The organism is Curtobacterium sp. MCBD17_028, from assembly GCF_003234875.1.
In the GTDB taxonomy this organism is placed as follows: domain Bacteria; phylum Actinomycetota; class Actinomycetes; order Actinomycetales; family Microbacteriaceae; genus Curtobacterium.
Window position 1 is genome coordinate 201,936 of record NZ_QKTQ01000001.1, and the last position, 26,265, is coordinate 228,200.

At 72.7% G+C, this 26,265-nt stretch carries 21 protein-coding genes and 1 tRNA gene; 8 read left to right on the forward strand and 14 right to left on the reverse strand.

The window, feature by feature from the left end; translation table 11 throughout:
* Positions 1 to 36: 36 nt before the first annotated feature.
* A complete protein-coding gene (locus DEI86_RS00965; protein ID WP_111048581.1) occupies positions 37 to 1,344 on the reverse strand; it encodes an MFS transporter in 1,308 nt (435 codons plus the stop codon).
* A gap of 78 nt (positions 1,345 to 1,422) precedes the next feature.
* Positions 1,423 to 2,088, reverse strand: coding sequence for a YitT family protein (locus tag DEI86_RS00970; protein WP_258376429.1), 666 nt, complete (start codon positions 2,086 to 2,088; stop codon positions 1,423 to 1,425).
* 19 nt (positions 2,089 to 2,107) lie between these two features.
* Here DEI86_RS00970 and DEI86_RS00975 point away from each other — a divergent pair, with 19 nt between their 5' ends.
* A complete protein-coding gene (locus DEI86_RS00975; RefSeq protein WP_258368423.1) occupies positions 2,108 to 3,547 on the forward strand; it encodes a PLP-dependent aminotransferase family protein in 1,440 nt (479 codons plus the stop codon).
* A gap of 18 nt (positions 3,548 to 3,565) precedes the next feature.
* Here DEI86_RS00975 and DEI86_RS00980 read toward each other — a convergent pair whose 3' ends face one another.
* Entirely contained in the window at positions 3,566 to 4,534 is a 969-nt protein-coding gene (locus DEI86_RS00980; RefSeq protein ID WP_258376430.1) for a LysM domain-containing protein, read from the reverse strand.
* Positions 4,535 to 4,660: 126 nt separating this feature from the next.
* Between DEI86_RS00980 and DEI86_RS00985 the strand changes: the two genes are divergently transcribed.
* From DEI86_RS00985 to DEI86_RS01000, 4 genes are all read left to right on the forward strand, one after another.
* The gene (locus DEI86_RS00985) at positions 4,661 to 6,352 is read left to right on the forward strand and encodes a sodium:proton antiporter (RefSeq protein ID WP_111048582.1); all 1,692 of its coding nucleotides are present in this window, start codon (positions 4,661 to 4,663) and stop codon (positions 6,350 to 6,352) included.
* 112 nt (positions 6,353 to 6,464) lie between these two features.
* Complete coding sequence (locus DEI86_RS00990; protein WP_111008728.1) at positions 6,465 to 6,740, forward strand: hypothetical protein; 276 nt, start codon at positions 6,465 to 6,467, stop codon at positions 6,738 to 6,740.
* A gap of 72 nt (positions 6,741 to 6,812) precedes the next feature.
* Positions 6,813 to 7,457: a DUF1345 domain-containing protein gene (locus tag DEI86_RS00995; RefSeq protein WP_111008948.1), complete on the forward strand. Its 645-nt coding sequence runs from the start codon at positions 6,813 to 6,815 to the stop codon at positions 7,455 to 7,457.
* Positions 7,458 to 7,522: 65 nt separating this feature from the next.
* The gene (locus tag DEI86_RS01000; RefSeq protein WP_111048583.1) at positions 7,523 to 9,310 is read left to right on the forward strand and encodes a DEAD/DEAH box helicase; all 1,788 of its coding nucleotides are present in this window, start codon (positions 7,523 to 7,525) and stop codon (positions 9,308 to 9,310) included.
* A 9-nt stretch (positions 9,311 to 9,319) separates the two neighbouring features.
* Here the strand turns inward: DEI86_RS01000 and DEI86_RS01005 are convergent, their stop codons facing one another.
* The 4 genes from DEI86_RS01005 to DEI86_RS01020 form a co-directional block, all read right to left on the reverse strand.
* Positions 9,320 to 10,774, reverse strand: coding sequence for a M20/M25/M40 family metallo-hydrolase (locus DEI86_RS01005; protein WP_111048584.1), 1,455 nt, complete (start codon positions 10,772 to 10,774; stop codon positions 9,320 to 9,322).
* Positions 10,775 to 10,833: 59 nt separating this feature from the next.
* Positions 10,834 to 11,655 carry an aldo/keto reductase gene (locus tag DEI86_RS01010; protein ID WP_111048585.1) on the reverse strand — a complete coding sequence of 274 codons (822 nt, stop codon included), beginning with the start codon at positions 11,653 to 11,655 and terminating at the stop codon, positions 10,834 to 10,836.
* Between the two features lie 141 nt (positions 11,656 to 11,796).
* Positions 11,797 to 12,153 carry a VOC family protein gene (locus DEI86_RS01015; RefSeq protein WP_111008724.1) on the reverse strand — a complete coding sequence of 119 codons (357 nt, stop codon included), beginning with the start codon at positions 12,151 to 12,153 and terminating at the stop codon, positions 11,797 to 11,799.
* Between the two features lie 113 nt (positions 12,154 to 12,266).
* The gene (locus tag DEI86_RS01020; RefSeq protein ID WP_111025934.1) at positions 12,267 to 12,578 is read right to left on the reverse strand and encodes a hypothetical protein; all 312 of its coding nucleotides are present in this window, start codon (positions 12,576 to 12,578) and stop codon (positions 12,267 to 12,269) included.
* A gap of 85 nt (positions 12,579 to 12,663) precedes the next feature.
* On the opposite strand from DEI86_RS01020, the gene DEI86_RS01025 reads away from it, so the two are divergent.
* A complete protein-coding gene (locus DEI86_RS01025; RefSeq protein ID WP_220038477.1) occupies positions 12,664 to 16,521 on the forward strand; it encodes an ABC transporter ATP-binding protein in 3,858 nt (1,285 codons plus the stop codon).
* A gap of 91 nt (positions 16,522 to 16,612) precedes the next feature.
* On the opposite strand, the gene DEI86_RS01030 is transcribed toward DEI86_RS01025, so the two are convergent.
* From DEI86_RS01030 to DEI86_RS01045, 4 genes are all read right to left on the reverse strand, one after another.
* Positions 16,613 to 17,155 carry a hypothetical protein gene (locus DEI86_RS01030; protein WP_111008722.1) on the reverse strand — a complete coding sequence of 181 codons (543 nt, stop codon included), beginning with the start codon at positions 17,153 to 17,155 and terminating at the stop codon, positions 16,613 to 16,615.
* Positions 17,156 to 17,297: 142 nt separating this feature from the next.
* A complete protein-coding gene (locus DEI86_RS17010; RefSeq protein WP_375342160.1) occupies positions 17,298 to 17,726 on the reverse strand; it encodes a class I SAM-dependent DNA methyltransferase in 429 nt (142 codons plus the stop codon).
* Between the two features lie 98 nt (positions 17,727 to 17,824).
* Positions 17,825 to 18,316, reverse strand: coding sequence for a heme-degrading domain-containing protein (locus tag DEI86_RS01040; protein WP_111048726.1), 492 nt, complete (start codon positions 18,314 to 18,316; stop codon positions 17,825 to 17,827).
* Between the two features lie 117 nt (positions 18,317 to 18,433).
* Positions 18,434 to 20,911 carry a hypothetical protein gene (locus DEI86_RS01045; protein ID WP_111048587.1) on the reverse strand — a complete coding sequence of 826 codons (2,478 nt, stop codon included), beginning with the start codon at positions 20,909 to 20,911 and terminating at the stop codon, positions 18,434 to 18,436.
* 1,032 nt (positions 20,912 to 21,943) lie between these two features.
* Between DEI86_RS01045 and DEI86_RS01050 the strand changes: the two genes are divergently transcribed.
* Positions 21,944 to 22,939, forward strand: a complete 996-nt coding sequence (locus DEI86_RS01050; protein WP_146244347.1) for a hypothetical protein — start codon at positions 21,944 to 21,946, stop codon at positions 22,937 to 22,939.
* A gap of 86 nt (positions 22,940 to 23,025) precedes the next feature.
* Here the strand turns inward: DEI86_RS01050 and DEI86_RS01055 are convergent, their stop codons facing one another.
* Positions 23,026 to 24,003, reverse strand: coding sequence for an SDR family NAD(P)-dependent oxidoreductase (locus DEI86_RS01055; protein ID WP_111048727.1), 978 nt, complete (start codon positions 24,001 to 24,003; stop codon positions 23,026 to 23,028).
* A 74-nt stretch (positions 24,004 to 24,077) separates the two neighbouring features.
* Between DEI86_RS01055 and DEI86_RS01060 the strand changes: the two genes are divergently transcribed.
* The gene (locus DEI86_RS01060; protein ID WP_111048589.1) at positions 24,078 to 25,055 is read left to right on the forward strand and encodes an AraC family transcriptional regulator; all 978 of its coding nucleotides are present in this window, start codon (positions 24,078 to 24,080) and stop codon (positions 25,053 to 25,055) included.
* Between the two features lie 15 nt (positions 25,056 to 25,070).
* On the opposite strand, the gene DEI86_RS01065 is transcribed toward DEI86_RS01060, so the two are convergent.
* Positions 25,071 to 26,069, reverse strand: a complete 999-nt coding sequence (locus DEI86_RS01065; protein ID WP_111048590.1) for a GNAT family N-acetyltransferase — start codon at positions 26,067 to 26,069, stop codon at positions 25,071 to 25,073.
* 92 nt (positions 26,070 to 26,161) lie between these two features.
* A tRNA-Val gene (locus DEI86_RS01070) sits at positions 26,162 to 26,234 on the reverse strand.
* Positions 26,235 to 26,265: the final 31 nt, after the last annotated feature.

The following is a 26,265-nucleotide window of genomic DNA, read 5'->3' on the forward strand; positions in this document are numbered from 1 at the left end:
GCACGCGGGCACCGCTCGGCCAGCTTCGTCCGTTCGTCAGGGAGCCGGCGTGCACACCGGGTCCGGGTCGCCGGCACCCGGGAGGCGGATCGCGGCGGTCGTCGCCGGTCCCGCGGTCGTCGCCGGTTCCGCGGTCGTCGCGGGTCCCGCGGTCGTCGCCGTTCCCCCGGTCATGGCCGGGCTCGTCGGCCGACGCTGCCCGAGCCAGACGAGCACGACCGCGCCGATCACCGCGACGGCGCCCGAGAACCAGAAGTCGGTCGCGAGGCCGAACGACGTGACGGCGGCGCCGCCGAGCACGGACCCGCCGGCGATGGCGAGCTGGATGGTCGTGACGAACAGCGCCAGGCCGCTCTCGGACGAGCCGGGCGACGCGTTCGACATCCAGGTCTGCGTCCCGAGGGGCAGCGCACCCCACACGAAGCCCCAGACCGCGAGCAGGACGAACACCGCGACGACCGATTGTGCCGCGAGGGGCAGCAGGACGACCGAGGCGGCGAGCACGGCCTTCGCGACGCCGATGGTGCCGATCACGCTGCGGCTCAGGGTCCACCCCGCGGCGAAGTTCCCGATGATCCCCGCGATGCCGAACACGAGCAGGGCGATCGTGACGGTGTCCGCGTCGACGCGGACCATCTGTTCCAGGTACGGCGACACGTACGTGTAGGCGGCGAACTGGGCGACGAACAGGAACACCGCGGCGATGAGACCGACGCGAGCGCGCGGGATCCGGAGCAGCCCGCCGAGCGTCGCGAACCGGACGGCCTGGGTCGCCGGGATCCGCGGCAACATCGCGACCTGGAGGCCCAGCGCCACCACACCGAGGCCGCCGCCGATGACGAACGCGAGCCGCCAGCTGGCGAGCGACGAGACGAACGCACCGAGCGGCAGGCTCACGACCGTCGCGACCGAGATGCCGGCGGTGATGAACGAGGTCGCGCGGATCACGGCGGACGGCGCCAGGAGCCTCCCGGCGATCCCGGCACCGATCGACCAGAACCCGCCGATCCCGACGCCCAGGAGCATCCGCGCCACGAGCAGCACCCAGAACGACGGCGCGACCGCGGCGAGCGCGTCGGCCACGACCAGGAGGGCCGTGAGGGCGACGAGGACGACGCGACGGTCCACGCGGGAGGTGGCGACGGTGACCACCGGTGCGGCGACGGCGCCGGTGAGTCCGGTGGCGACGACCATGAGTCCTGCGGTGCCGATGTCGACGTGCAGCCCGCGGGCGATGGCGGGCAGGAGTCCGATGGGCAGGAACTCCGAGAGCACGAGCACGAACGAGCCGAGTGCCACCGAGAGCACACTGAGCCAGCCGCGGCGTTCCGTCGACGATGTCATGGAGTGCTCAAGAGCGCTGGTGCCGTCGTCCATTCCCGTGTGACGGACGGACCCGCGCGTCGACGCCGTACCGCAGCGCTACCGGGGAGTGGGCGCGGTGGGTGTGCTCCATGGCAGACGGGCGAACACGGGCATGAGCGGGCCGACCATCGGTCCGATGGCGAACGCCGCGACGACGGTCCCGACGCCGACGTCGCCGCCCAGGAGCCACCCGACCACGACGACGGTCAACTCGATCGCGGTCCGTGCCAGCCAGACCGGCCAGCCGAGCCGCTCGTGGAGTCCGACCATGAGGCCGTCCCGCGCGCCCGCTCCGAACCGGGCCCCGATGTAGCAGGCCGTGGCGACGGCGAGCAGGACGAGCCCGAGCGCGAACAGCCCGATGCGTCCCGGCAGCCCGGCGGGGGTGTGGACGACGGCGAGGACGAGGTCGGCGGCCGGGCCGATGGTGAGCGCGTTGAGGACCGTGCCGATGCCGGGCCGCTGGCGCAGCGGGATCCAGAACAGCAGGATGACGCCGCTCGACACCAGGGTCACGGTGCCGAACGACCACGGCACGATCCGCTCGAGCCCCTCGGTGAGGACGCTCCACGACGCGACGCCGATGACCGCGCGGACCATGAGCGCCGTCGCGGCCCCGTAGAGGAACAGACCGACGAGGAGCTGGACGACACGGAGCACGAGCGCGGGGCGGCGGGACACACGAGCACCCAACCGCGGATTGGACTGGTCGTCGAGAGCCAATCATCCTACGCTGGCCACCGTGATCCCCCTCGTGCTCTCGGCCCGGGCCGCCGCCGCCCTGCTCACGCACTGGCGCGACGGCTCGTCCGGGCCCGCCTACAGCGCACTCGCCGACGCCGTCCGCGTGCTCGCGATCGACGGGCGGGTCGCGGTCGGGACGCGCCTCCCCGCCGAACGGCAGCTCGCCGACGCGCTCGGCGTCAGCCGGACGACGGTCGCCAGCGCCTACGCCCTGCTCCGGGACGACGGGTTCCTCCGCAGCACCCGCGGGTCGGGGAGTGTGCTGCGGCTCCCGTCCGCGGTCGCCGGGCGGCCCGACCCGGACCACCTCGCCGCGCCGGTGGACGGCGACCTGCTCGACCTGCGGAAGGCAGCGCTCCACGCGGCCCCGGGTGTCGCCGAGGCGGCGGTGCGGGCGGTGCAGGGCCTCCCGGCCGCACTCGTGGGCAACGGGTACGACACCGTCGGCGACCCGGGGCTCCGGGCGGCGATCGCCGACCGCTACACGACGCGGGGCCTGCCGACGACGGCGGACCAGGTGCTCGTCACCCTCGGCGCGCAGCACGCGATCGCGCTCCTGGCGCGCGTGCTCGTGCGCCGCGGCACGGAGGTCCTCATCGAGTCCCCCACGTACCCGCACGCCCACGAGGCGTTCCGCGCGGCCGGGGCACGGTTGGTGGCCGTGCCCGTGGACGCGCACGACGGCTGGGACGGTGACGCGCTCGTCAGCGCGCTGCGGCGGAGCGCGCCAGCGGTCGCGTACCTCATGCCCGACCTGCACAACCCGACCGCGGCGACCATGCCGTCCGCACTCCGGGAGGCCGTGCTCGCGGCGGCCGCGGACGCCGGCACCGTCGTCATCGCCGACGAGACCATGGCGGAGCTCCGGATCGACGGCGACGTGGTGCCGCCGTTCGCGACGGCCGGTCCAGCGGTCCTCATCGGATCGGCCGGCAAGGTCTTCTGGGGTGGTCTGCGGGTCGGCTGGATCCGGGCGGACCCCGCGCTCCTGCAGCGCCTCGTGCTCGCCCGGCCGACGGGCGACCTCGGCACGCCCGCGATCGAACAGCGCATCGTCCGCGAGCTCGTCCCGGACACGGCGGCCGCCCTGGAGGCCCGGCGCACCTTCCTCCGCGCCGCCCGCGACACCGTCGTGGCCGGGTTGCGGGACCGGGTGCCGGAGTGGGAGGTCCCGGCACCGGCCGGCGGGTTGTCCACCTGGGTGCGCCTCGGCCGTCCGGTCTCGAGCGCGCTCGTCCTCGCCGCCCGCGCCGAGGGCCTCGTCCTCACCTCGGGTGGTGCGTTCGGGCCGCACGGGGGCTTCGAGGGGTTCCTCCGCGTCCCCTACGCGGTGCCGGCGGACGCGCAGGTGCGGCTCGTCGAGGCCCTGGGCCGCGCGTGGACGCGGCTCGACTCCGCGGTCCGCGCCCCGGGTCGGCCGATCGCGGCCGTCGTGTGACCGGGTCCCGGCCGGGGGCTACTTGCTGTCGGGGTCGAGGTTGATCGTCGTGTCCTCGTAGAGGTACTGCTGGTCGCCGAACACCTGCAGGCCCGCGTTGAGCCAGATGAGGTCCTGCACCGAGATCCCGAACCGCGACGCCACCATGGCCGTCGTGTCGCCGTGGGCCACCCGGTACCGCTTCGGGGCACCGCTGGCCGTCGTCGCGGTGACGGTGCCGGAGGCGTATGGGCGTGCCCCGCCGTCGACCGGGTGGACGTTCGACTGCCGTACGGGGATCGACCAGTGCACAGTGTTCACGGCGAGGACCTTGTCGGGGCCGAGTTCCTGCGGCACGTCGGCCTCGGCCGCCGCCGACGAGTAGGTCACGAGCGTCCCGAGGTACGCCGGCTGCCCGATGTCGCCGAGGGACGCGGACGACGCGGGTGCCGGTGCGGTCGTCGGACCCCCGAGCTGGTGGTCCGCGACCCCGTGGTAGGTCAGGCCGTCCCCCACCTCCGGCGAGACGTCGAGCAGCGTGACGGAGATCGGCACCGGCACGGTCGAGGTGAACCCGGAGTACTCGGCGGAGTACGTGTCGTCGCCGTTCGCGACCATCCGGTAGTGGAAGTGGATGCTGCCCTTCGGCGACGCGACGTCCCCCTGGGCGACGACGGTGCCCTGCGCGACGGGCGTGAGCGTCGGACTCGGGCTCGGCGCCGCCTCGGGTCCGGCGGTCGCGGGGCGCGGCGTCGCGGACCCGGGGATGACGCCGGCGCTCGGGGCGGTCGGCGTGGCTGTGGGCGTGGCGGACACGGTCGCCGTGCGGTGGTGCGTCGGACGGTGCGACGTCGTGACGGACGGGCCCGGGTCGGTCGTCCCGCCGAGCATCGAACACCCGGTCAACAGGCCCGCCGTCGCCACCGCGACCACGACACCGATCACGCGCACCGTCGGCGTCCCGCTCTGCTCCGCGCCGACTCCGTCGCGGTCCCCCCACCTGGACATGATGCCTCCTCAGGGAATCCTAGCCGCCGCTCAGGTGGCGACCGACCGCGTCGACCGAGCACGGGCCGGGATCGGCGGAACACGACGGGTCCCCCCGGTGTGCTCGGAGCCTGCCAGTCTGGATCCGTGACGGAACTCCTGGTGCTCATCGTGTCCGCGCTCGTGCTCATCGCCGCGGCCGCGGTGGTCGGCCCGCGCATCGGGATCGCCGCGCCGCTCGTGCTCGTCGCGATCGGCGTCGGTGCGAGCTTCCTGCCGTGGTTCGCCTCCGTCCACATCGAGCCGGCGTGGGTGCTCGAGGGCCTCCTCCCCCCACTGCTGTACGCGTCGGCGGTGTCGATGCCGGCCATGAACTTCCGGCGCGAGTTCGGGGCGATCAGCGGACTGTCCGTCCTGCTCGTCGTCGGCAGCGCACTCGTGCTCGGCCTGTTCTTCATGCTCGTCCTGCCCGGCCTCGGGTTCGCCTGGGGCGTCGCGCTCGGCGCGATCGTGAGTCCGACCGACGCCGTGGCCACGTCGATCATCAAGCGGACGTCGGTGTCCAAGCGCGTCGTGGCGATGCTCGACGGCGAGAGCCTGCTCAACGACGCGACGGCGCTCGTGCTCCTCCGCACCGCGATCGTCGCGACGGCCGCGTCCTTCTCGTTCTGGGGCGCGGTCGGGACGTTCGCGTACTCGGTCGTCGTGGCGCTGCTGATCGGGTGGCTCGTGGGCTGGCTGGACCTCGTGGTGCGCAAGCGCGTGACCGACCCCACGGTGAACACGGTGATCTCGTTCGCGGTGCCGTTCGCGGCGGCGGTCCCGGCGGAGGCCCTCGGCGCGTCCGGACTCGTGGCCGCCGTCGTCGCGGGCCTCATCACGGGCGTCTTCGCGCCGCGGGACCTGTCGCCGCAGCACCGGTTGTCGGACTCGCAGAACTGGCGGACGGTGGAGCTCGTGCTCGAGGGCATCGTGTTCCTGACCATGGGCCTGCAGATCACGTCGATCGTCGGGGCCGTGCACCACGACCACGCCGGTGTCGGGATCGCCGTCCTGGTCGCCGTCGGCGCGTTCGTGCTCACGGTGATGGTCCGGGCCGCGTACGTCGCGCCGCTGCTCCGGGTCCTCCGTGCCCGGGCGGGCCGCGGAGTCCGGCTGGAGGACCGACTGCAGGGCGTGCAGGCGAAGCTCGACACGCCCGAGGGCCAACGGCAGGCGTTCGTCGAGGTGAACGCGCGGCAGCGCGGTCCGGGCTCCGGTGGCCGCCCGCGGTCCGCGCGGGACCTCGAGCGGTTCGCCCGACGCGTGACGCAGGTGCTCGCCGACATCGCGTACTTCCGGCGAGAGCCGCTCGGATGGCGCGAGGGCACCGCGGTCGTCTGGGCGGGCATGCGCGGTGCCGTCACGGTCGCCGCCGCCCAGACCCTCCCGCACGACACGCCACAGCGCTCGGCTCTCGTGCTCATCGCGTTCGCGGTCGCGGCCCTGTCGCTCCTCGTCCAGGGCGGCACGATCGGGCCCCTGCTGCGGCGGATCACGCCACCACGGGACACCGCGGCGCTCGAACAGCAGACGGACGCCGAACGCACGCGGCTCTTCGAGCTCATGCGGTCGAGCGGCGAGTCCGTGCCCGAGCCGCCGCAGCTCGGGGGCGACCCGACCCTGGAGCAGTTCGGCATCGCCAAGGAGCACCGCCTCGCCGTCATCGCGGCGCAACGGTCCGCGCTGCTCGACGCCCGCGACAACGGCACGTTCGACGCCGACGTCCTGGAGGACGCGCTCGCCAACCTCGACGCCACCCAGATCGCCATCGAGCTGCGCGGCACGGCCGCCACCTGACACGCCGGGCACGACCACCGGGACGCGACCGTGCCGAACCACGTGCACCCGACCGCAGGGGGCGGTCGCACGGCCAGCGGCCACCGAGTGCCCAGCGGCTAGCATCCCGACCATGGACGACGAGACCACCCCGCGAACGGACGCCGACGAGGACGAGCCGCGGATCTCCGGGTGGCTCCAGCGGCACGCGGACCTCGTCTGGTACGCGCTCGGCGTCGTGTTCGTCGTCGACGGGATCAGCGCGCTGGTCAACCTGGTGCGCGGCGTGCCCGGCCCGGATGATTCGAATGTCATCAGCACGTTCGGCGGCTTCATCGCCGGCATCGCGGCGCTCGTCGTCGGCCTGCGCACGGCGCGGGACCACCGCGAGCACCCGGACGACGAGTAGGTCGGCGACGCCGCGAGCGCGTGTCGCAGCCCGCGCGGAGTCACCGGCGGCGACGATCATGCGGTGGACTCCATGCAGGTCGGCGCGCACCGCGGCCGCTCCCGTGCTCGCCTCATCGCGATGGTCGTCGTCGGCGTGGCCGCCGGCGTCGTCGCCTTCGTCGTGCACGCCGGGCTCGCGGCCTGGGCGATCGGCTGGACGGCCGCCTGCCTGACCTACCTCGTGCGGGTCTGGACCGCCGTCCACGGCCTCGACGGCGTCGCCACCCGCGTCCACGCGCTCCGCGAGGACCCGACGCGCCGCGTGAGCCACGTCCTCCTCGTGCTCGCAGCGGTCGGGAGCCTCTTCATCGTCGGCATGACGCTCATCGGGTCGAAGGAGAGCGGCGGGCTCCGAGCGGACCTCCTGGCGGCCCTCGCCGTGCTCAGTGTCGCCCTGTCGTGGATCCTCATCCACACGCTGTTCATGCTGCGGTACGCCGTGCAGTACTACGGCGGCGACGCCGAGGGCGGCATCGACTTCAACCAGCGGACGCCGCCCGCGTACGGCGACTTCGCGTACTTCGCCTTCAACCTCGGGATGACGTTCCAGGTCAGCGACACGGCCGTCACGTCCACGGCGATCCGTCGCGTCGTGCTCCGCCACTGCCTGCTGGCGTACGTGTTCGGATCGGTCATCCTCGCGACGCTCGTCAACCTCGTCGCCGGACTCGGCTGACGCCGGACGGGAGGCGGGCCCGCGATCCGCCACGCGGGACACCCTCGACCGGATACCGTTCCTGTATGAGCACCGACACGGACACGCCGACCGCCGCCGACACCGACGGGGCTTCGCCGACGTTCGCCGACCTCGGGTTGAGCGAGCCGGTCCTCAAGGCCGTGCGCGACATCGGGTACGAGGTGCCGTCCGCGATCCAGGCCGCCACGATCCCCACGCTCCTCGAGGGGCGCGACGTCGTCGGCCTCGCACAGACGGGCACGGGCAAGACCGCTGCGTTCGCGCTGCCGATCCTGTCGCGGCTCGCGTCCTCGCAGAAACTGCCGCAGGCCCTCGTGCTCTCCCCCACCCGTGAACTCGCACTCCAGGTGTGCGAGGCGTTCGAGCAGTACGCCGCGCACATGCGCGGTGTGCACGTCCTGCCGGTGTACGGCGGGCAGGCGTACGGCGTCCAGCTGTCGGCGCTCCGCCGCGGTGTCGACGTCGTCGTCGGCACGCCGGGGCGCATCATGGACCACATCGCCAAGGGCACCCTCGACCTGTCCGAGCTCAAGTACCTCGTGCTCGACGAGGCCGACGAGATGCTCAAGATGGGGTTCGCGGAGGACGTCGAGACGATCCTCGCCGAGACGCCGGACGACAAGCAGGTCGCGTTGTTCTCGGCGACCATGCCGGCGCAGATCCGTCGGATCTCGAAGCAGTACCTGGACGACCCGGCCGAGATCACCGTCAAGCAGAAGACGACGACCTCGGCGAACACGACCCAGCGCTACCTGCTCGTGTCCTACCCGCAGAAGGTCGACGCCCTGACCCGCATCCTCGAGGTCGAGAACTTCGAGGGGATGATCGTGTTCGTCCGCACGAAGAGCGAGACCGAGACGCTCGCCGAGAAGCTCCGGGCCCGGGGGTACGCCGCCGCCGCCATCAGCGGGGACGTCGCACAGGCGCAGCGCGAGCGCACGGTCAACCAGCTCAAGTCCGGCAAGCTCGACATCCTCGTCGCCACCGACGTCGCGGCACGGGGCCTGGACGTCGACCGCATCACGCACGTCGTGAACTACGACATCCCGATCGACACCGAGTCCTACGTGCACCGCATCGGACGCACCGGCCGCGCCGGCCGGAGTGGTGCGGCCATCAGCTTCGTCACGCCCCGTGAGCGCCGCCTGCTCGGCGCCATCGAGAAGGCGACGCGTCAGCCGCTCACGCAGATGCAGCTGCCCACGGTCGAGGACGTCAACGTCACGCGTCTGGCGCGGTTCGACGACGCGATCACCGCGGCGCTCGAGCAGCTGGACCGGATCTCGGCGTTCCGCGACATCATCGGGCACTACGTCGAGCACCACGACGTGCCCGAGGCAGACGTCGCGGCGGCCCTCGCCGTCGTCGCCCAGGGTGAGGAGCCGCTGCTGCTCGACCCGCAGGAGGAGCGGCAGCGCCGCGCCACCGAGGACCGCGGACCGCGCGTGTACGACCGCGACGACCAGATCGGCGGACGCGGCGAACGGCCCGAGCGGCGGGCCCGGTCGACGCAGCCGATGGCGCCCTACCGGATCGAGGTGGGTCGTCGGCAGCGCGTCGAGCCGCGCCAGATCGTGGGCGCGCTCGCGAACGAGGGTGGCCTCGGCCGCGACGACTTCGGTCAGATCCAGATCCGTCCGGACTTCTCGATCGTCGAGCTCCCGGCGGACCTGTCCGAGGACGTCCTCGACCGCCTGCGGGACACCCGGATCAGCGGCAAGCTCATCGAGATCCGCCCGGACCGTCGTGGCGGTCCGCGCCGCGATCGTGACGACCGAGGCGGGCGCGACGACCGCGACGACCGGCCGCCGCGCAAGCCCCGGTACCGCTGAGCGGGAGCGTCAGGAGCGCTCGGGCTCGATCGACGCGCCGAGTTCGGTCCACAGGTGCGCGATCGAGGCCGCGCCGGCGACGAGCATCTCGAGGTCGATGCTCTCGTCGCTCGAGTGCCAGTGGTCCTCGGGGAGCCCCGTGCCCACGAACAGCACCGGGACGTCGAGCTCGCGTCCGAGCAGCTCGGCGGGCCCGCCGCCCGCGTTGCCCATGCGGCCGGCGGTGGGGGTCCCGTGTCCGCGCGCCATGGCTCGGTCGAGGGCGTCGAGCGCGGGCCCGGACGGTGTGACGTACGGGTCCTGCCCCGACTCCTCCGGGATGGACAGTTCGTAGACCACGCTGTCCGGGATGTGCTCGTCGAAGAACGCGCGCACCTGCTCTGCGACGGTGTGCACGTGCTGCCCCGGGACGGTGCGGATGCTGAGTTCGGCGGTGGCATGGGACGGGATGACCGCACGCGAGACGCCGGTCGGGTCGCCCGCGAGGACCGAGAGGATCTCGAGTGACGGCCGTGCCCACAGGCGCTCCTCGACCGTGAACCCGCGCTCGCCCGTGACGCTCCGCGTCTCGGTGCGTTCGAGCCAGACGTCGGTGTCGAAGGACAGGTCCTCGAGCTCGCGCCGCCGCTCGTCGGTCAGCTCCTCGACGTCGTCGTAGAAGCCGGGCAGGGCGATGCGGCCGTCGTCGTCGTGCAGCCGGCCGAGGACGTCGACGAGCACGTGGACGGGGTTCGGCGTCGGTCCGGACGCCGCTCCGCTGTGGACGTCGCGCTCCGGCCCGGTGATGGTCAGCGTGGCCCCGGTCATGCCGCGCATCGAGGTGACGACGGCGGGGTTGCCCTGCTTCCACTGCAGCGTGTCGGAGAACACGACGACGTCGCAGGCGAACCGGTCCCGGTGGGTCTCGATGAGGTCCGCGAAGTGCGTCGAGCCGAGCTCCTCCTCGCCCTCGACGATCACCCGGAAGTTGACCGCCGGCAACCCGTCCGGTCGGGTCGCCAGGTGCGCCCGCAGTCCCCACAGGTGCGCGATCATCTGGCCCTTCGCGTCCGACGCACCGCGGCCGTAGAGCCGGCCGTCGCGGAGCACGGGCGCGAACGGCGCGGTCTCCTTCCACTCCTCGGGCTTCGCGTCCCGCACGTCGTGGTGGCTGTACACGAGCACGGTCGGCAGCGCGGGATCGACCTGCCACTCGGCGTACACCGCCACGGACGGCCCGGCCCGCAGGAGCTCGGTCGTGAACCCGATCGCCCGGAGTTCGCCGGCGAGCCAGTGCGCGGACCGCTCGACGTCGATGGCCCGCTCCGGGAGCGCGCCGACGGACGGGATCGCCACCCACGCGCTCAACTCGTCGACGACACGCTGCCGGTGCTCGGCGAGGAACCGGACGACCTCGGTCGCGTCGGTGTCCGTGATCGCGATGTCGGTCGACGCGGTGTCGGTCGTGTCGTTCGTGGCGCTCATCCTGGTCCGTTCCTCGAGGCGGTTGCCGTGACGGTACGGACCACCGCCTCCACGGAGCGTCAGGCGTCGGTGTCCTCGAGCGCGTCGAGCGTCGCGATGTCCTCGGCCGACAGCGCGAAGTCGACGTCGGCGTTCTCGGCGATGCGCGACGGCGTGGTGGACTTCGGCAGGGGCAGGACGTCCTTCTCGAGCAGGTAGCGGATCGCGACCTGGGCGACGGACTTGCCGTACCGCTCGCCGATCGCCCGGATCGCCTCGTTCTCGAGCAGACCGCCCGTGGCGAGCGGCGAGTACCCCTCGACGAGGATGTCCCGCTCGCGGCAGTAGGCGGTGGTCTCGTCCTGCGTGTTGCCGATGAACCAGCGGATCTGGTTGGCGTGCGGGACGACGTCGGTGTCCGCGGCGAGGGAATCGAGGTCGTCCACGTCGAAGTTGGAGACGCCGATCGAGCGGGTGCGCCCGGCGTCGTAGAGCTCCTCGAACACCTTCCACACCTCGATGTTCCCGGCGCGGTGGTCCGAGCCGATCGCGTTCCAGGGCCAGGGCGCGTGGATGAGGTACAGGTCGATCGGGCCGACGTCGAGCAGGCGCTCGGACTCGGCGAAGGCGTGACGGGCGCCGTCGGCGGTCTTCACCTCGGCCGGGCACTTCGTGGTCACGAACACCTCGTCGCGCGGGACGCCGCTGTCCTTGATCGCACGGCCGACGCTCGCCTCGTTGCCGTAGGCGCGTGCCGTGTCGATGTGCCGGTACCCGGCGTCGAGCGCGGCGCGGGTGGCGTCGTACGCGGCCGCCCCGTCGGGGATCTGCCAGGTGCCGAAGCCGATCTTCGGGATGTGCAGGCCGTTCGACATGGTGAAGGTGTCGATGAGTGCGGGCATGGCGGGACCTCCTTCGTCGGGCGCCGCGGACCGCGGCGTCGGGTGCCGAGGCGGACGCTACTCCCCGCCGGGGGCGGTGCGTGCGGTCGAGTCGCTCAGCGGCAGCCGCCGCACGTCCCTCCCGCCCGCTCCGTGGCGCGGTCAGCCCTGCGGCGGCGTGTAGTACTGCAGGTCGTTGCCCTCGGAGTCCTTGAACGGCATGATCCGACCCCACGGGTGCTCGCTGACGGAGCCCTCGATGTCGGCGCCGCGCTCCTTGAGCGTCGCGATCTCGTCCTCGATGCTCCCGTCCGGCTGGAACGTGATGACGGCGCCGCCGTCACTCGCGGGCTTCGCGTCCTCGCGGGCGTTCAGGCCGATACGCAGGCCACCGCCGTCGATCTCGCTCCAGTCGTCACCCTCGTGCGTGACCTCGAGTCCGAGCGTGTCGCGGTAGAACGCGACCGCGCGTTGCATGTCCGTGACGGGCACCCAGACCGCCGCTACTCCCTGTGCCATGTTGTCTCCTTCGTCTCCGACCGACAGGGCGCCGGCCGCTGCAGCCCTTCCTACGCGTCGGGTGGCCGGAGCCGTGGGACGAGGACACCGGTGCTTCCCAGGGAACGCGTGTCTCAGCGCAGCGAGACGAGCCGCCCCCGCGCGGTCGGCAGGACACCGACGCGGTACTCGAGGACCGCGGGGGCCGCTCCGCCCCCGCCGACGGTGGTGCTGGCCGCGCCGAAGCGCCACACGCGGTTGTAGAGGTACACGGCGATCTCGGTGCCGCCCGCGTCCGACACCCCCCACGTGCCGGTCCCCCACTGCGCCGGGTGCCCGCGTCCGTCGACCACGACGGTCGGTCGGGCGAACCACGCCAGCGCCGGCTTCCGGAGCCGCAGCTCGATCCGTCGTCTCGTCGTCCCGGAGGGCTGCGTCGCATCCACCCGCGAAGCGTACCCACTGGTAGCGGCGACGACGGCCGCACGCAGATGGTTCGGAGCCGGAACCATCCGGCGTAGAGTGGCGCGCGTGACCGACCCGAGCACCGAGGGCTGGATCCGCCGCCTCTGGCGTTACATGCTCCGCCACCGCAGGAGCGTCGTCATCTCGCTCGTCGCGGCGCTGCTCGGGAGCCTCTGCCAGGTCGTCGTACCGCTCGTCGCCCGTCGCATCGTGGACGGCGTGATCGTCGCGCACACCTCGCCGCTCGGACCGTGGCTGGCGCTGCTCCTGGCGCTCGCCGCCGCGACGTTCGGCTTCACGTACCTGCGGCGGTACCGCGGCGGCCGGGTGGCGCTCGAGGTGCAGAACGACCTCCGCAACGACATGCACGACCACCTGCAGCGCATGGACTTCGCGAGCCTCGACCAGATGCCGACGGGGCAACTCGTCAGCCGGGCGAACTCCGACTCGGCGCTCGTGCAGGGCCTGCTCAACATGCTGCCGATCATGAGCGGCAACGTGATCCTGATGGTCCTGTCGATCGTCGTGATGTTCACGCTGTCACCCCTGCTCGCCCTGGTCAGCCTCGTGATGGTGCCGGTCCTCGTCGTGACGGCGTACCGGATGCGGCGCAGGATCATGCCCGCGACCTGGGACGCCCAGCAGCGCGAGGGCGAGGTGGCGCAGATCGTCGACGAGGACGTCAACGGGGTCCGCGTCGTCAAGGCGTTCGGCCGGGAGCGGCACGAGGTCGAGCACCTGACGCGCGTCGCGACCGGCCTCTACGGCGCGCAGATGCGTTCGGTGCGGATCCAGGCGCGGTTCCAGCCCCTGCTCGAGTCGATCCCGACCCTCGCGCAGGTCGCGATCCTGGCGTTGGGCGGGTGGCTCGCCCTGGAGGGCCGGATCACCATCGGCACGTTCCTCGCGTTCACGAGCTACGTCGCCGCGCTCATGGCGCCCGCTCGGCAGCTCGCGGGCGTGCTGACGATCGGACAGCAAGCGCAGGTCGGCATCGAGCGGATCTTCCAGCTCATCGACCGGGAGCCCGCGATCCGGGACGCGCCGGACGCCGTGGCGGTGGACCACGTCCGGGGCGACGTCGTGTTCGAGGGTGTGACCTTCTCCTACGGGACCGGGAGTGCCGACATGCACCCCGCGCTCGACGGGCTCGACCTGCAGGTGCGACCCGGCGAGCGCGTCGCCCTCGTCGGGCCGAGCGGGAGCGGCAAGTCGACGGTCGCGTCCCTCGTCGCCCGGTTCCACGACCCGGAGTCCGGGCGGGTCCTGCTCGACGGACACGACCTCCGCGACCTCAGCCTGCACTCGATCCGTGGCGCCATCGGCATGGTGTTCGAGGACAGCTTCCTGTTCTCGGACACGGTCGGGGCGAACATCGCCTACGGGCGTCCCTCGGCGACCGAGGCGGAGATCCGCCACGCGGCCCAGGTCGCTCATGCGATCGGGTTCATCGATGCGCTGCCGAAGGGGCTGGACACCGTCGTCGGTGAGCGTGGCCTGTCGTTGTCCGGCGGGCAGCGGCAGCGGATCGCCCTCGCCCGGGCGATCCTGTCCGATCCGCGGATCCTCGTGCTCGACGACGCGACGAGCGCGATCGACGCCTCGACCGAGCAGTCGATCCACGACGCGCTCCGCGGCGAACTCCGGGACCGGACGGTGATCCTCATCGCCCACCGCGAGTCGACGCTGCACCTCGCCGACCGCATCCTGGTCGTCGACCACGGGCGCGTCGTCGACGAGGGGACGCACGAGTCCCTCGTCGCCACGAGTGCGGTGTACCGCGCGCTCGTCACCGGCCTCGACGACGACGCGACCGACGACACCGCGGCGGCGGCCGCGGCGGGTGACATCGACGCCCTGAGCCGGCTCGCGCAGGCGGCGGGCGGCGTGACGGACGATGCCTGGAGGCCCGGAGCGGCGGCGGCGACCACGGTCGCGACGTCGGGGCCCGGTGGTGGCCTCGGCATGGGGCTCGGCGGTCGCGGACGCGGCAGCGGGCGGGGCATGGCCGGCATGTTCGCGGCGACCCCGGAACTGCTCGCGCGGGTGGCGGCGCTCGGACCGATCCGGGACGTCCCGACGGTCGACCTCGACCGCGAGACCGTGCAGGACCGACGGTTCTCACTCGCAACGCTGCTGCGGGAGTTCCGACGTCCGCTGCTGCTGGCCCTCCTGTTCGTCGTGGTCGACGCGGTCGCCGGCCTGCTCGGGCCGGTGCTCGTCAAGACCGGCATCGACGACGGCGTGCAGCGGGGTTCCGAGGTCGTGCTGTTCGGCGCCGCGGCCCTGTTCCTGCTCGTGACGCTCGCGGACCTCGCCGACGGCATGGCCGAGACCTTCGTGACGGGCAAGGCGGCCCAGCGGATCATGCTGAGTCTGCGGATCCGGATCTTCGCGCAGCTCCAGCGGTTGTCCCTCGACTTCTACGAGCGTGAGATGGCGGGCCGGGTGATGACCCGGATGACGACGGACGTGGACCAGTTCGAGACGCTGATCCAGAACGGCCTGCTCTCGGCGCTCGTGTCGATCGTGACGTTCGTCGGGGTCGGCGTCGCGCTCGTGCTCATCGACCCCGAACTCGGTCTGCTGACCCTGTCGGTCGTGGTCCCGCTCGCCGGGGCGACCGTGTGGTTCCGGAGCCGGTCCTCCCGGTTGTACGACGAGGCGCGTGAGCGCATCGCCGTCGTCAACGCGGACTTCCAGGAGAGTCTGTCCGGCGTCCGCGAGTCCCAGGCGTTCGTGCACGAGGCCGCGACGGTGCGGCACTTCCACGCGCTGGGGCGGCGGTACCTCGACTCGCGGATCGCGGCGCAGCGTCTCGTCGCGACGTACTTCCCGTTCGTGCAGTTCCTGTCCGGGGTCGCCGACGTCATCGTGCTCGGCGTCGGCGCGACGCTCATCGGGTCCGGACACCTGACGTCCGGGGCGCTCATCGCGTTCCTGCTCTACATCGACATGTTCTTCTCGCCCATCCAGCAGCTGTCGCAGGTGTTCGACGCGTGGCAGCAGACGCGGGTGTCGGTGTCGCGGATCAGCGACCTCATGGCGCTCGAGACCCTCACCCCGGACGCGTCGGACGCCGTCGTCCCGCCCCGCCTGTCGGGTGCGCTGGAGCTGCGGTCGGTGCGGTTCGCCTATCCCGTGGTGCGCACGCCCGTGCGTCCAGCGGAACGCCGCGGCCCGGCCGACCCGCGCACCGCGTCCGCCGCCCCGCCGGCGAGGGCGGTCCGACCGCCGGAGGCACTGCACGACGTCACGCTCGCCGTGCGGCCGGGCGAGACGATCGCGTTCGTCGGCGAGACGGGCGCCGGCAAGTCGACCGTGATGAAGCTCATCGCGCGGTTCTACGACCCGGACGACGGCGCCGTCCTCGTCGACGGGCGGGACCTCCGCACGCTCGACCTGCGGGCGTACCGCCGGCAACTCGGGTACGTGCCGCAGGAGGCGTTCCTGTTCACCGGCACCGTCCGGGACAACATCGCGTACGGCCGGATGGACGCCACCGATGCCGACGTGGAGGCGGCGGCCCGTGCCGTCGGTGCACACGAGTTCGTGTCCGAGCTCCCCGGCGGCTACCACCACCAGCTGTCGGAACGGGGGCGGTCCCTCTCCGCGGGGCATCGGCAGCTCATCGCCCTCGCCCGTGCCGAACTCGTCGATCCCGCGGTCCTGCTGCTCGACGAGGCCACCTCGAACCTCGATCTGCTCACCGAGGCGCGCGTGACGGCGGCGATGCAGACCGTCGCGTCCGGTCGGACCACGATCGTCATCGCCCACCGGCTGCAGACGGCACGCGCGGCACACCGCATCGCCGTGATCGCGGGAGGGCGGATCGCGGAACTCGGCCCGCACGACGAGCTGCTCGCGCGCGAGGGCCGGTACGCGGCGATGTGGCAGGCGTACGAGGCCGTCGACGCGCGATGAGGACGCGCTCGCCGCTCGCGACGACCCCGCTCCGACGGACGGGAGGGACGGCACCAGCTCGTGCCGTCCCTCCCGTCCGTCGGTGGTGCGGTCAGCGGCGCCGCTTGTCGATGACGCCGGCGGCGGACCGCTGCTGCTCCCCCTGCTGGGCGCCCATCACGAGCAGGATGCCCGTGAGCACCGGCGTCACCCACTGCAGGATCTTCTGCTGACGCTGCGCTGACGTGAGCGTCGAGGAGGCGGCGGGCGACGCCTCCGTCGTGCCGGCCGCGCCCTCGGAGGCGTGCTCGGCCATCTTCTTGCCCAGCGATGCCGACCAGAAGGTCGTCACGGCGGCGACGATCGTGAGCGTCAGCTTGACGCCCGTGTTGGTCCGGGCCTCCGGCTGCACGCCGAGCCGGTCCCGGTTGGCGATGATCAGGCCGGCGCCACCGATCGCGTGGACCGAGAGCGCCGCCAGCTGCAACGGCGCCCACTTGCTCCACCCGAGCGCCGACAGCGTGAGCCGCTCGACCGGGTCCTTCGCTCCGGCCGCAGCGCCGTTCAGGCCGGTCGCCCCCATGAGGTTCCCGCCGAACCAGGCGGCGAGCCCGATGTCGTGCATGCTGCGGATGACGGTGTTGTTCTCGGACATGGCGGTGCTCCCTGGTCTGCTCCGGCGGTGCCGGCGGTGTGTTCCTCGGCGGTGGTGCGGCTCCGGCGCGTCGAGCGTCGCAGCGACGACGCGGGCGGTGGCCGATGGCGTCCGGACCCGGGCTGACGTGGCAGAGCGGACGCTACGCGGGTGGAGGATCGGGGCGGCCCAGGACCGTCCCATGCACGTCGGTACGCCTGGTCGGCTGGTCAGCCCGCCGTGCGGGCGAGCACGAACCCCTGCCGGTGCCGCTCCACCTGCCGGGGCGCGCGGTCGAGGACGGCGTCGACGCGGAACCCGAGTGACCGCAGGAGCCCGGTGACCGACGACGGCTCGTGCAGGAACGCCGTGAGGGGGGCCTCCTGTCCGCGAGGTCGCTCTGCCGCAGGTCGACCGCGATCCCTCGTCGGGCGGCGTGGGCCAGCATCCCGGACGAGATGTCGACGCCGGTGAGCCGCATCGTCCCGTCACGGTCCTGCAGGTGCCGGAGCATCCTGCCGGTGCCGCATCCGGCGTCGAGGACGGTCGCGGCACGAGGGAGCATGTGCGCGAAGTGATCGACCATCGCCATGTCGATCGGCGCTTCGAAGGACGTGTCCGGCAGGTGTTCCGCGTAGGTGTCCGCCGCTGCGTCGTACCCGGATCGGGTCTGCTCGAGAAGCGGGTCGCTCACGCGCTGGAGGCCGAGCGGTGCGCCCGGAGCGCCTCCACCACCAACTCGTGATCGGCGTGCATCTCGAGTCCGCTGACGCCGAGGACCCCGACGAGCGCGCCACGGACCCGGAGCGGGAATCCGCCCCCAGCCGCCTGGTACAGCAGCGGGTCGAGCGCGGAGGAGTCCCGGAACGTCGTGCCGTCGGCCTCGTACTGCGTCCGGACCGCGAGCGTCGAGTGCCCGAAGTGGCGGACGACCCGGAACTTCCGATCCAGCCACGCGTCGTTCACCGCGCCGGATCCGGGCGTCGCGACGTGGAACACCCGCTGCTCACCGAAGGCGACGGCGATGCCGACGCCGAGCCCGCGCTCGATCGCGGTCGCCCGCAGCCAGGAGCCGACCGCCCATGCGTCGTCGAGGTCGAAGCGCTCCTGCTCGAGTTCACGCTCCTCGGCGAGCAGGCGCTCGAGCTTCTCCTCGGGCTGCAGGTCGCGCAGTGCCGCCATCGCCAACTCCTCGTCGTCCTCGACCGATCGGGTCGACACCGACCGTACCGGTACCGGGCGGGGCCCGTCACCGGGCCGGACGCGGCCCCACCTCATGCAGACGGGGGCGCTTCCAGGTCACCGGTTGGTCCCGGTGGCCCACACCGCCTTGCCGTTCTTGTAGAGGACGAGGTTCCCGTCGCTCTGCTGCGTGAGCTTCATCCCGGAGCCACCGAACCGACTGGTCTTGCTCGACCACAGGGCCTTGGCCGCCTTCGTGTAGAGCACGAGGTTCCCGTCCGACTGCAGGGTCAGCTTCGCGCCGCCCCTGCCGCTCGTACGGGTCGACCAGACCGCCTTCCCGTCCTTGTAGACGACGACGTTGCCGTCCGTCTGCAGGACGAACTGGCGTCGCTCGGCGGAGTCCCAGATGGACTGACCGGCGGTGATCACGGCGCCGGGTGTCAGGGTGTCCGCGCCGGGGCGCTTGTTGTTCCACAACGTCGAGCCGTTGCGGGTGAGCCTCAGGCGCCCGTGGTCGTCGATGCTCAGGACGGCGCCAGCTCCCTTCCCCGATGTGCCCGTGGCCCACACCGCCTTGCCCGTGACGGCGTACAGCACGGCGTTGCCGTCCGCCTGCAGTGCGAGGTGCGCGCCGTGGTACCGGGTCGTGCCGGTCGCCCAGAGCGCGCGGCCGTTGCCGTACTCGACGAGGTTGCCGTCCGCCTGCATGTCGAGGTGGTACTGACGCGACGGGGAGTGGATGCTCTGGCCGGCCGTCATGGTGGTGGCGCCGAGGAGCTTGGTGCCGTCGGCGGAGATCCCGGTCACCGGCGGTGCCGGGGTCTGGGTGGGCGACGGGGTCGGCGCCGGAGTCTGCGTCGGCGCGGCGGTCGGAGCCGCCGTGGGCGAGCCGGTCGGCGTCGGGCTCGGGGTCCCCGTGGGCGAGGTGCTCGACACCGGCGGGGTGGACGAGCACGCCGGTGACACGGGCAGGTCGCCGCGGAGCTTCGACCAGTTGGGGCTTCCGAGACCGGTCGCGAGGTCGTAGCCCGCCGTCGCCGGGTACGTGCCGTTCGACCCGCTCGTGACGTCCTGGAAGTCACCAGGGTGGGCGTAGATCGCGGCGTGGATGTCGCCGATGCCGCTCGTGCAGCCGCGGTCCGCGAGGGTGGTGGCGAGCTGCGCCGCCATCATCGGCGTGGACAGGCTCGTCCCACCACCGAGCACCCAGCCGTTGGTGCTGCTGGTGTAGATGCCAGGGCCCTGGTAGGGGTCGGCCTCGGCGGCGATGTCGGGGACGGCTCGTCCCCGGGACGGATCGGCGTTCGTCCCCGCCTGGTACGACGCGGAGTCGAGGCTGGCGTACCCGCCACCGCCGGAACCACTGCTGTTGTTCCACACGCTCTCGGAGAACGAGCCGTCGGCGTTCTCGGTGAGGCTCGTGCCGCCCACGGCGACCACCGCGGAGCTCGCTGCGGGGTAGAGGACGCTGGTCGCCGGGCCGGACAGGCCCTGGCACGACGCCCCCGTGTCGCCGACCGCGGCGAACATGGTCGCGCCCGCTCCGACGATGCGGTCGATGGCGTCCTCGAGTGCTGCGTGCGTGGCCTGGTCCATGTCGGCCTCGCAGGACCCCCAGGACTCGCTGACCGCGGTGATGCCGTGGGCCACGACGTCGTCCGCGATGCGGCTGTAGGCGTCGTACACGCCCTGGGCGTCCTGGTTGACGAAGTAGATGCGCTGCGCGGCCGCGGGCGCGTTCCCGAGGATGGTCTCCTGGTCGAGCGCGACCTCGACCCCGCCGTTCGTGTCGCTCGGGGCGGTCGGGTCCGCTCCGTCGATCGGGATCTGTGTCACCGACGGGACGGCGGTCCCCGCCGCGTTCGCGTAGGCGGTGAGGTCCCCGGCGTTCCAGCCGGAGAACTGCACGGTGGCGATCGTGGTGCCGGCGCCGGCGTTCGCCGAGGCCGAGTAGGCCGTGCGGAAGTCGCTGACGGGCGTCCCCGGCACGCTTGCCGGCACCGCGACGAGCCGCCGATCGAGCCCGAGGACGGTGGTTGCCGCGCCTCCGAAGGACGCCGGCATGGTCAGGTGGCCGACGGGGTGCATCTGCGTGCCGGTGCCGACGACGCGGACGCCGAACACGGCCTCCGCGTCACCCACGGTCCCGCTCGCACTGACGTTCCAGGGCCCCGCGTCGGACACGGTGAAGCCGGCGTCGACGAGTGCCGCCTCGACCCGCGCGCGACCCGAGGTCGTGGGGCTCGTCCCGGCGATCCGGGTCCCCCGCTGGTGCGCGGAGAGGCCGTGCGCCCTCGCGGGCAGGTCGCGCAGCGCCGCGCGGTCGCGCGGCGTCAACACGACTGTGAGGTCGACCCGGGTGTCCGCCGGCGTCGCACCGGTGGACGCGGAGCCGGTGGAGGCGTGGGAGGCCGGCACCGTCGGCTCCGGGACGACGGGCTGGAGCCGCGACGCGGACGCGGGCGCGGCGATGCCGATGACGGTCGCCCCGGCGAGCGCGGCGACGACGATGCCGGCGAGGGTGCCCTTCGTCGCTCGGGATCCGGCCCCGGTCGTGTGGGCGGAACGGTGGTCGCCGCGGTTGCCGGTCATGCTGCCTCCCTGTCCGGTCACGCCGTCGGTGGGACTCGATGGCGTGGGTGCGATGTCGCTCGTCGGCTCGTCGATCGGCGCGACCCCGACGTGCGCCCTCCCCGATGGACGGCAGAACGTGGACGAGGTCTGCGGACACGACTGACCCGTGTCCGCCGACGGCGCCCCGAGCCCCTGTTCGCTCGGTCGACGGCCGGCGCCCACGATACGTTCGGGCGGCGACTCGGCAGTAGTGGTGCCGACTGTTTCACCCTCGAACTGGGACGTCGAGCACCGCACCCGGCGCTGCGCGGAGCTCGCCGGGACGGTCCGCGGTGCGGTCCACCGTCGCGCACCGTTTGTCCCACGTTCTGGGAGGGTCCCCAGAACGCGGGAATTGTCCGCAGCGCACGCTGCCGCATTCCTTGTCTCATGGCCAACCACCACGACCTGACCGGCAGGCCGCGGACGCGATCAGGAAGCGTCAGCACTTCCCTCGCTGTACCCACCGGGTCCTCCCGGCGTCCTCGGACACGGAGGACCTGGGCAGCGATCGCCGTTGCCGTGATCGCGGGCGTCACGCTGACCGGGTGCGTGAGCGGGCCCGGCGCGTCCGGCACCCGCGCCGCGGGCGACGCCGACGTGGCCTTCGGTGCACCCGCCTCCCCGACGGGCGCCGCAGTGGCGGCACCCGCGGCGCCCGGTGCGGTCAGCGGGACGGTCCGGGGCGGGTCGGCTCCGAGCGAGCGCCCGCAGGTGTCGTCGGTTCCTCGGACTGGAGGGCCGTCCGCCGCAGCAGCGTCGGTGGAAGCCCGGACGACCCGTGGGCCCGCGACCGGGACAGCACCGCACACCGGCGCGCTGTCCGACGCACTCCCTGCCGCACAGCTCGCCGTCGGAGTCCGCGAGCCGGCACCGGCCGCACCGAGCAGCTCCTCGCCCGCCGCGGCACCGAGCAGCCCCTCGTCCGCCGCGGCACCCAGCGCTGCGCCGTCGCCGGCCGCCAGCGCCGCCTCGTCGACCGCCGTGGTGCCCCCGCGGACCCCGATCACCATGATCGGGACCCCCGCGTGGGTCCCGGTGGGCGCCAGCCCCTCCCCCGCTTCCTCGGGGCGCGGGAAGGGCATCTCGCCCGGTGGTCTGTACGAGAACACGATCAACACGATGAGCGCGTCGGCGGCGACCGCCGTCTTCGCCGACATGCGTTCGACGGGTGCGACGTGGGTCCGCCTCGACTACAACTACGCCGGGAACACCACCCGCCACGGTGGCGCGACGACCCAGACGATCACGGCCGCGCGGTCGGCCGGGCTGGACGTGCTCGTCATCCTCGGTGACGGCACCGCGCCGATGCCCGAGTCCGCCGGGTACAAGGCGGCCGGTGGGTGGATGACGTCCTCCGTGACGCAGCTCGCCGCGCTCGGCGTGCACACGTTCGAGATCGGCAACGAGGTCAACCTCGGGGCGAACTGGGGCGGGACCCCGGACCCGGCCGCGTACACGGCGTTGCTCGAGACCGTGTACCCGATGATCCACGCTGCGGACCCGAAGGCGACCGTCCTGATGGCCGGTATGGCGCCCTACGGCAAGGAGTCCCCGACACGGAGCGCGCAGGGCAGCAACTACCACCCGTTCGACTTCATCGACCAGATGTACGAGGACGGGGCGCGCGGCAGCTTCGACGCGCTGAACCTGCACCCGTACGTGTACCCGGCGATGCCGGCGACGTCGGACGGGGGCTACAACGTCCTCTCCGTGCTCCCGGACCTGCTCGCGATCATGTCGAGCAACGGGGACAGCGCGAAGAAGATCTGGATCACCGAGGCCGGGATGCCCACCGGCACCGACGGCGGCTACCCCGCGTACACCGTCGCGCAGCAGCAGCAGACGATCACCCAGCTGTTCCAGGTCGCCGCCAAGTACCCGCAGCTCGGTCCGGTGTTCCTCTACGACTGGCAGGACGGCGGCATCGACGGTGACTTCGGCCTGTACACGTCCGCGCACGTCAAGAAGCCGTCGTACGCGACGTTCGCCGGCATCAGCTACTGACCAGCAGCCCCCGACGGACCCGGCGGCGATGACGGAGGACCGACCGACGACGCGGTACGGTCGGCGGCGGGATCGACCGCGCGTCCTCAGGCGAGCAGCTGTTCGCTCAGCTCCCACAGGCGCCGTGCGTCGGCGGGGTCACGCATCGCCGAGTTCGCGTCGGCCGGGATGCTGTCGGCGGTCACCGGTCGCTCGACGTCGTCGAGCACGGCGACGTCGTTGTCCTTGAGGTAGACGCCACCGACCCCGTCGAGCCACGGGCTGGCCGCGCCGAACACGATGGTGGCGGCGCCCTGCTCGACCGTCTTCTTGCCCACCTCCGGGTCGATGACGGTGGCACCGTGCTCGTCGACGAGACCCTGCGCGCGGTAGGAGTCGACGCGCCCGGGTGCGTGCGGACCGGGTCCGATGACGACGCCGGGGTGTACCGCGAAGGCCCGGATGTCCTGCCCCGCGGAGCGCCGGTCGAGCTCGACCGTGAACAACACGTTCGCCCGCTTCGACTGGGCGTAGGCCGCGAGGGGGTCGTAGCCGGACCGGAAGTCGAGGTCGTCCCACCGCACGCCCCCGATGCGGGCCGCGCCGGAGGTCACGGTGACGACGCGTGCCCCGTGCGCCGCCCGGAGGGCCGGGAGGAGGGCACGCGTGAGCTGGAAGTGACCGAGGTGGGACGTCGAGAAGGCGAGTTCGTGCCCGCGCGCGTCGAGCTGGAGCTCGGGGGTGAACAGCACCGCGGCGTTGTTCACGAGCATGTGCACCGGCCGTCCGGTCTCGTTCCACCGCGTGGCGAAGGCGTCGATCGAGTCCGGGTCGGTGAGGTCGAGCTGCTCGACGCGCACGCCGTCGATCCCGGCGACCGCCTCGGCGGCGCGGGCGGTGTCGCGGGCGGCGACCGTGACCGACGCACCGGCGGCGGCGAGGGCGCGCGAGACCTCGCGGCCCAGCCTGCTGTGGCCGCCGGTGACGATCGCCTCCTCCCCGGTGAGGTCGACGCCCCGGAGGACGTCGGTTGCGGTGGAGGCTGCGGTGAACGGCGTCCCGAGGGGGATCTGCTGCGAGGTCATGCCCTCAGTCTCATCGTCGAGGATCGGACGCGGAATCATCGCGCGTCCTGTTCTCATGCGGCAGAGTACGGACCATGGTCCACTCCCCGCAGAGCGACGCCCTGTCCGACGTCTTCGACCAGGTCGAGGTCCGCGGCCTGATGACCGGTGGCTTCGCGGTCCGCGGTTCGTGGACGTCCCACGGGACGATCAGGCGGCCGCTCAAGCTCGTCGCGCTCGTCGCCGGTTCCGCTCGCATCGTCGTCGACGGACCCGGAGGACCGATCGGGCCCGTCGAACTGGGCCCCGGTGACGTCGTCCTGCTGAACCACCGGACGCACCTGGAGATCCGGGGTGGCGTCGGCGACGGACCGCCCGCGGAGTTCGTCCCCGACGCGCGCTTCGACTCCATGGCGTTGGCCGCGGCCGACCTCTCCACGGACGACGTCCTCGTCGGCGGGTGGATCCAGGTCAACCCGGCCGGGCAGGCGCTGTTCCGGACCGCGCTGCCCGGTCTCGTGCACGTCCGCGCCTCGGCGCCCCCGGCCGCCCGACTCGCCACCCTGGTGGCGCAACTGTTCCGCGAGGCATCGAGTGGACGCCTGGGGTCCGCGTTCGCCATCCGTCAGAACGCGCAACTCATCCTCCTGGAGGTCCTCCGCGCGTACCTGGAGCAGGAGCGTCCGCCCGTCGGGTGGTTCCGCCTGCTCGCCGACGAACCGCTCGCGCCCGCGCTCCGACTCATGCACGATCACCCCGGCCGGTCCTGGGGCCTCGCCGAGCTCGCACGTGCCGCCGGGATGTCCCGCACGACCTTCGCCGAGCGGTTCCGGTCGGTCGCCGGCATCCCACCCCTCGCGTACCTGTCACGGTGGCGGATGCTGCTCGCGCAACGGGCGCTCCGCGACCCCGACGTCCGCGTCGGTGCCCTGGCCGCGGAGCTCGGCTACGGCTCGGAGAGCGCCTTCAGCACCGCGTTCAAGCGTGCGGTGGGCGTCTCCCCCGCCCACTGGCGTCGCCGCTCGTCGGAGCAGACCGGTGACGCACCGGCACCGGCGATCGCGGCCGGCTGACCGGGAGAGGCGGTGTCAGCGCGGGCCGGCCGCCGTGCCACGGTCCCGGACCCGGGCGACGGCGTATCGCACGAAGCGCGGCACCGGCGACGAGACGGCGTTGACGTAGGGCCGCTCGACGGCCCCGAGCGACATCTTGAACCTGCTCACGCCCAGGTCGACGTAGCCGACGAGGTCGACCGCGCTGTGGCCCCGGGCGAGGGACCACTGGAGCATGTCGTGGTAGAGCACGGTGCTCGGGTTGACGGCGCGGTGCGCTCGGAGCGTTCCACCCGCCCATCCCGTCACCACGTCGTGGCTCCCCAGCGCGACGAGCACACCGACCGGTTCCCCCGCGACGAGTGCGGTGGAGAGGTAGACGTCGGACCGGTCCGCTGCCCAGCGTGCGACGCGCTCGCCGATCTCCGAGGGATAGGGCGAGGGCACGCCCCGGCTCTCGTAGGACTCGCTCAGGACCCGCGGCAGCAACGTCGTGACCTCGTCGGGCAGCGCGGGTCTGACCTCCACCGCGTGACGTCCGGCCGCGCGGAGGGCCTGGCGCGCGCCGCGTTTCATGCCGGCCACCAGGGACTCGGGCGAGGAACCGACCAGGTCGATGACGAACGTGCGGTCGGCGCTCCACTCGGATCCGTTGCCGACCAGTGCTGCTTCGCCGGCCGCCGCGACGCCGGGCCCGAAGTCGAACCGGACGACCGGCACCCGGTGCACGAGCTGCCAGCGTCGGAACTGGCGCAACGTGCTCGCCAGGAGCGCCTCGGGCACGAGCGGTCCGACGAAGGGGAACGGCGGATCCGCGGGTCGCGCTCTGCTGGGCGACCGCAGCAGGACGGGGAACACGCCGACCGCACGGCCGCGGTGCTCGACGACCAGGGGCTCGAACCGCCAACCGTGGAGGTCGGTCTGCATCCGGAGCCACGACCAGTCGTGGAATGCGGTGGCGCCCGGACTCGCCGCGACGAGGGCGTCCCACTCGCGCTCGTCGTGGCCGACTCGGAACCGGATGTCCGTTCCCACGGATGACTCCTGACTCCCGCGTCGCTTCGGCGCGGGCTCGTCCGCAGCGTGCGGACCGATCGGACGGGTCCCACGGACGCGGGCTGTCGAGGTGGGCCCTGCCGGGCTCGAACCGACGACGTCCACGGTGTAAACGTGGCGCTCTACCAACTGAGCTAAAGGCCCCCGCCGCCGGAGCGGCAGGCCCAGTGTACCG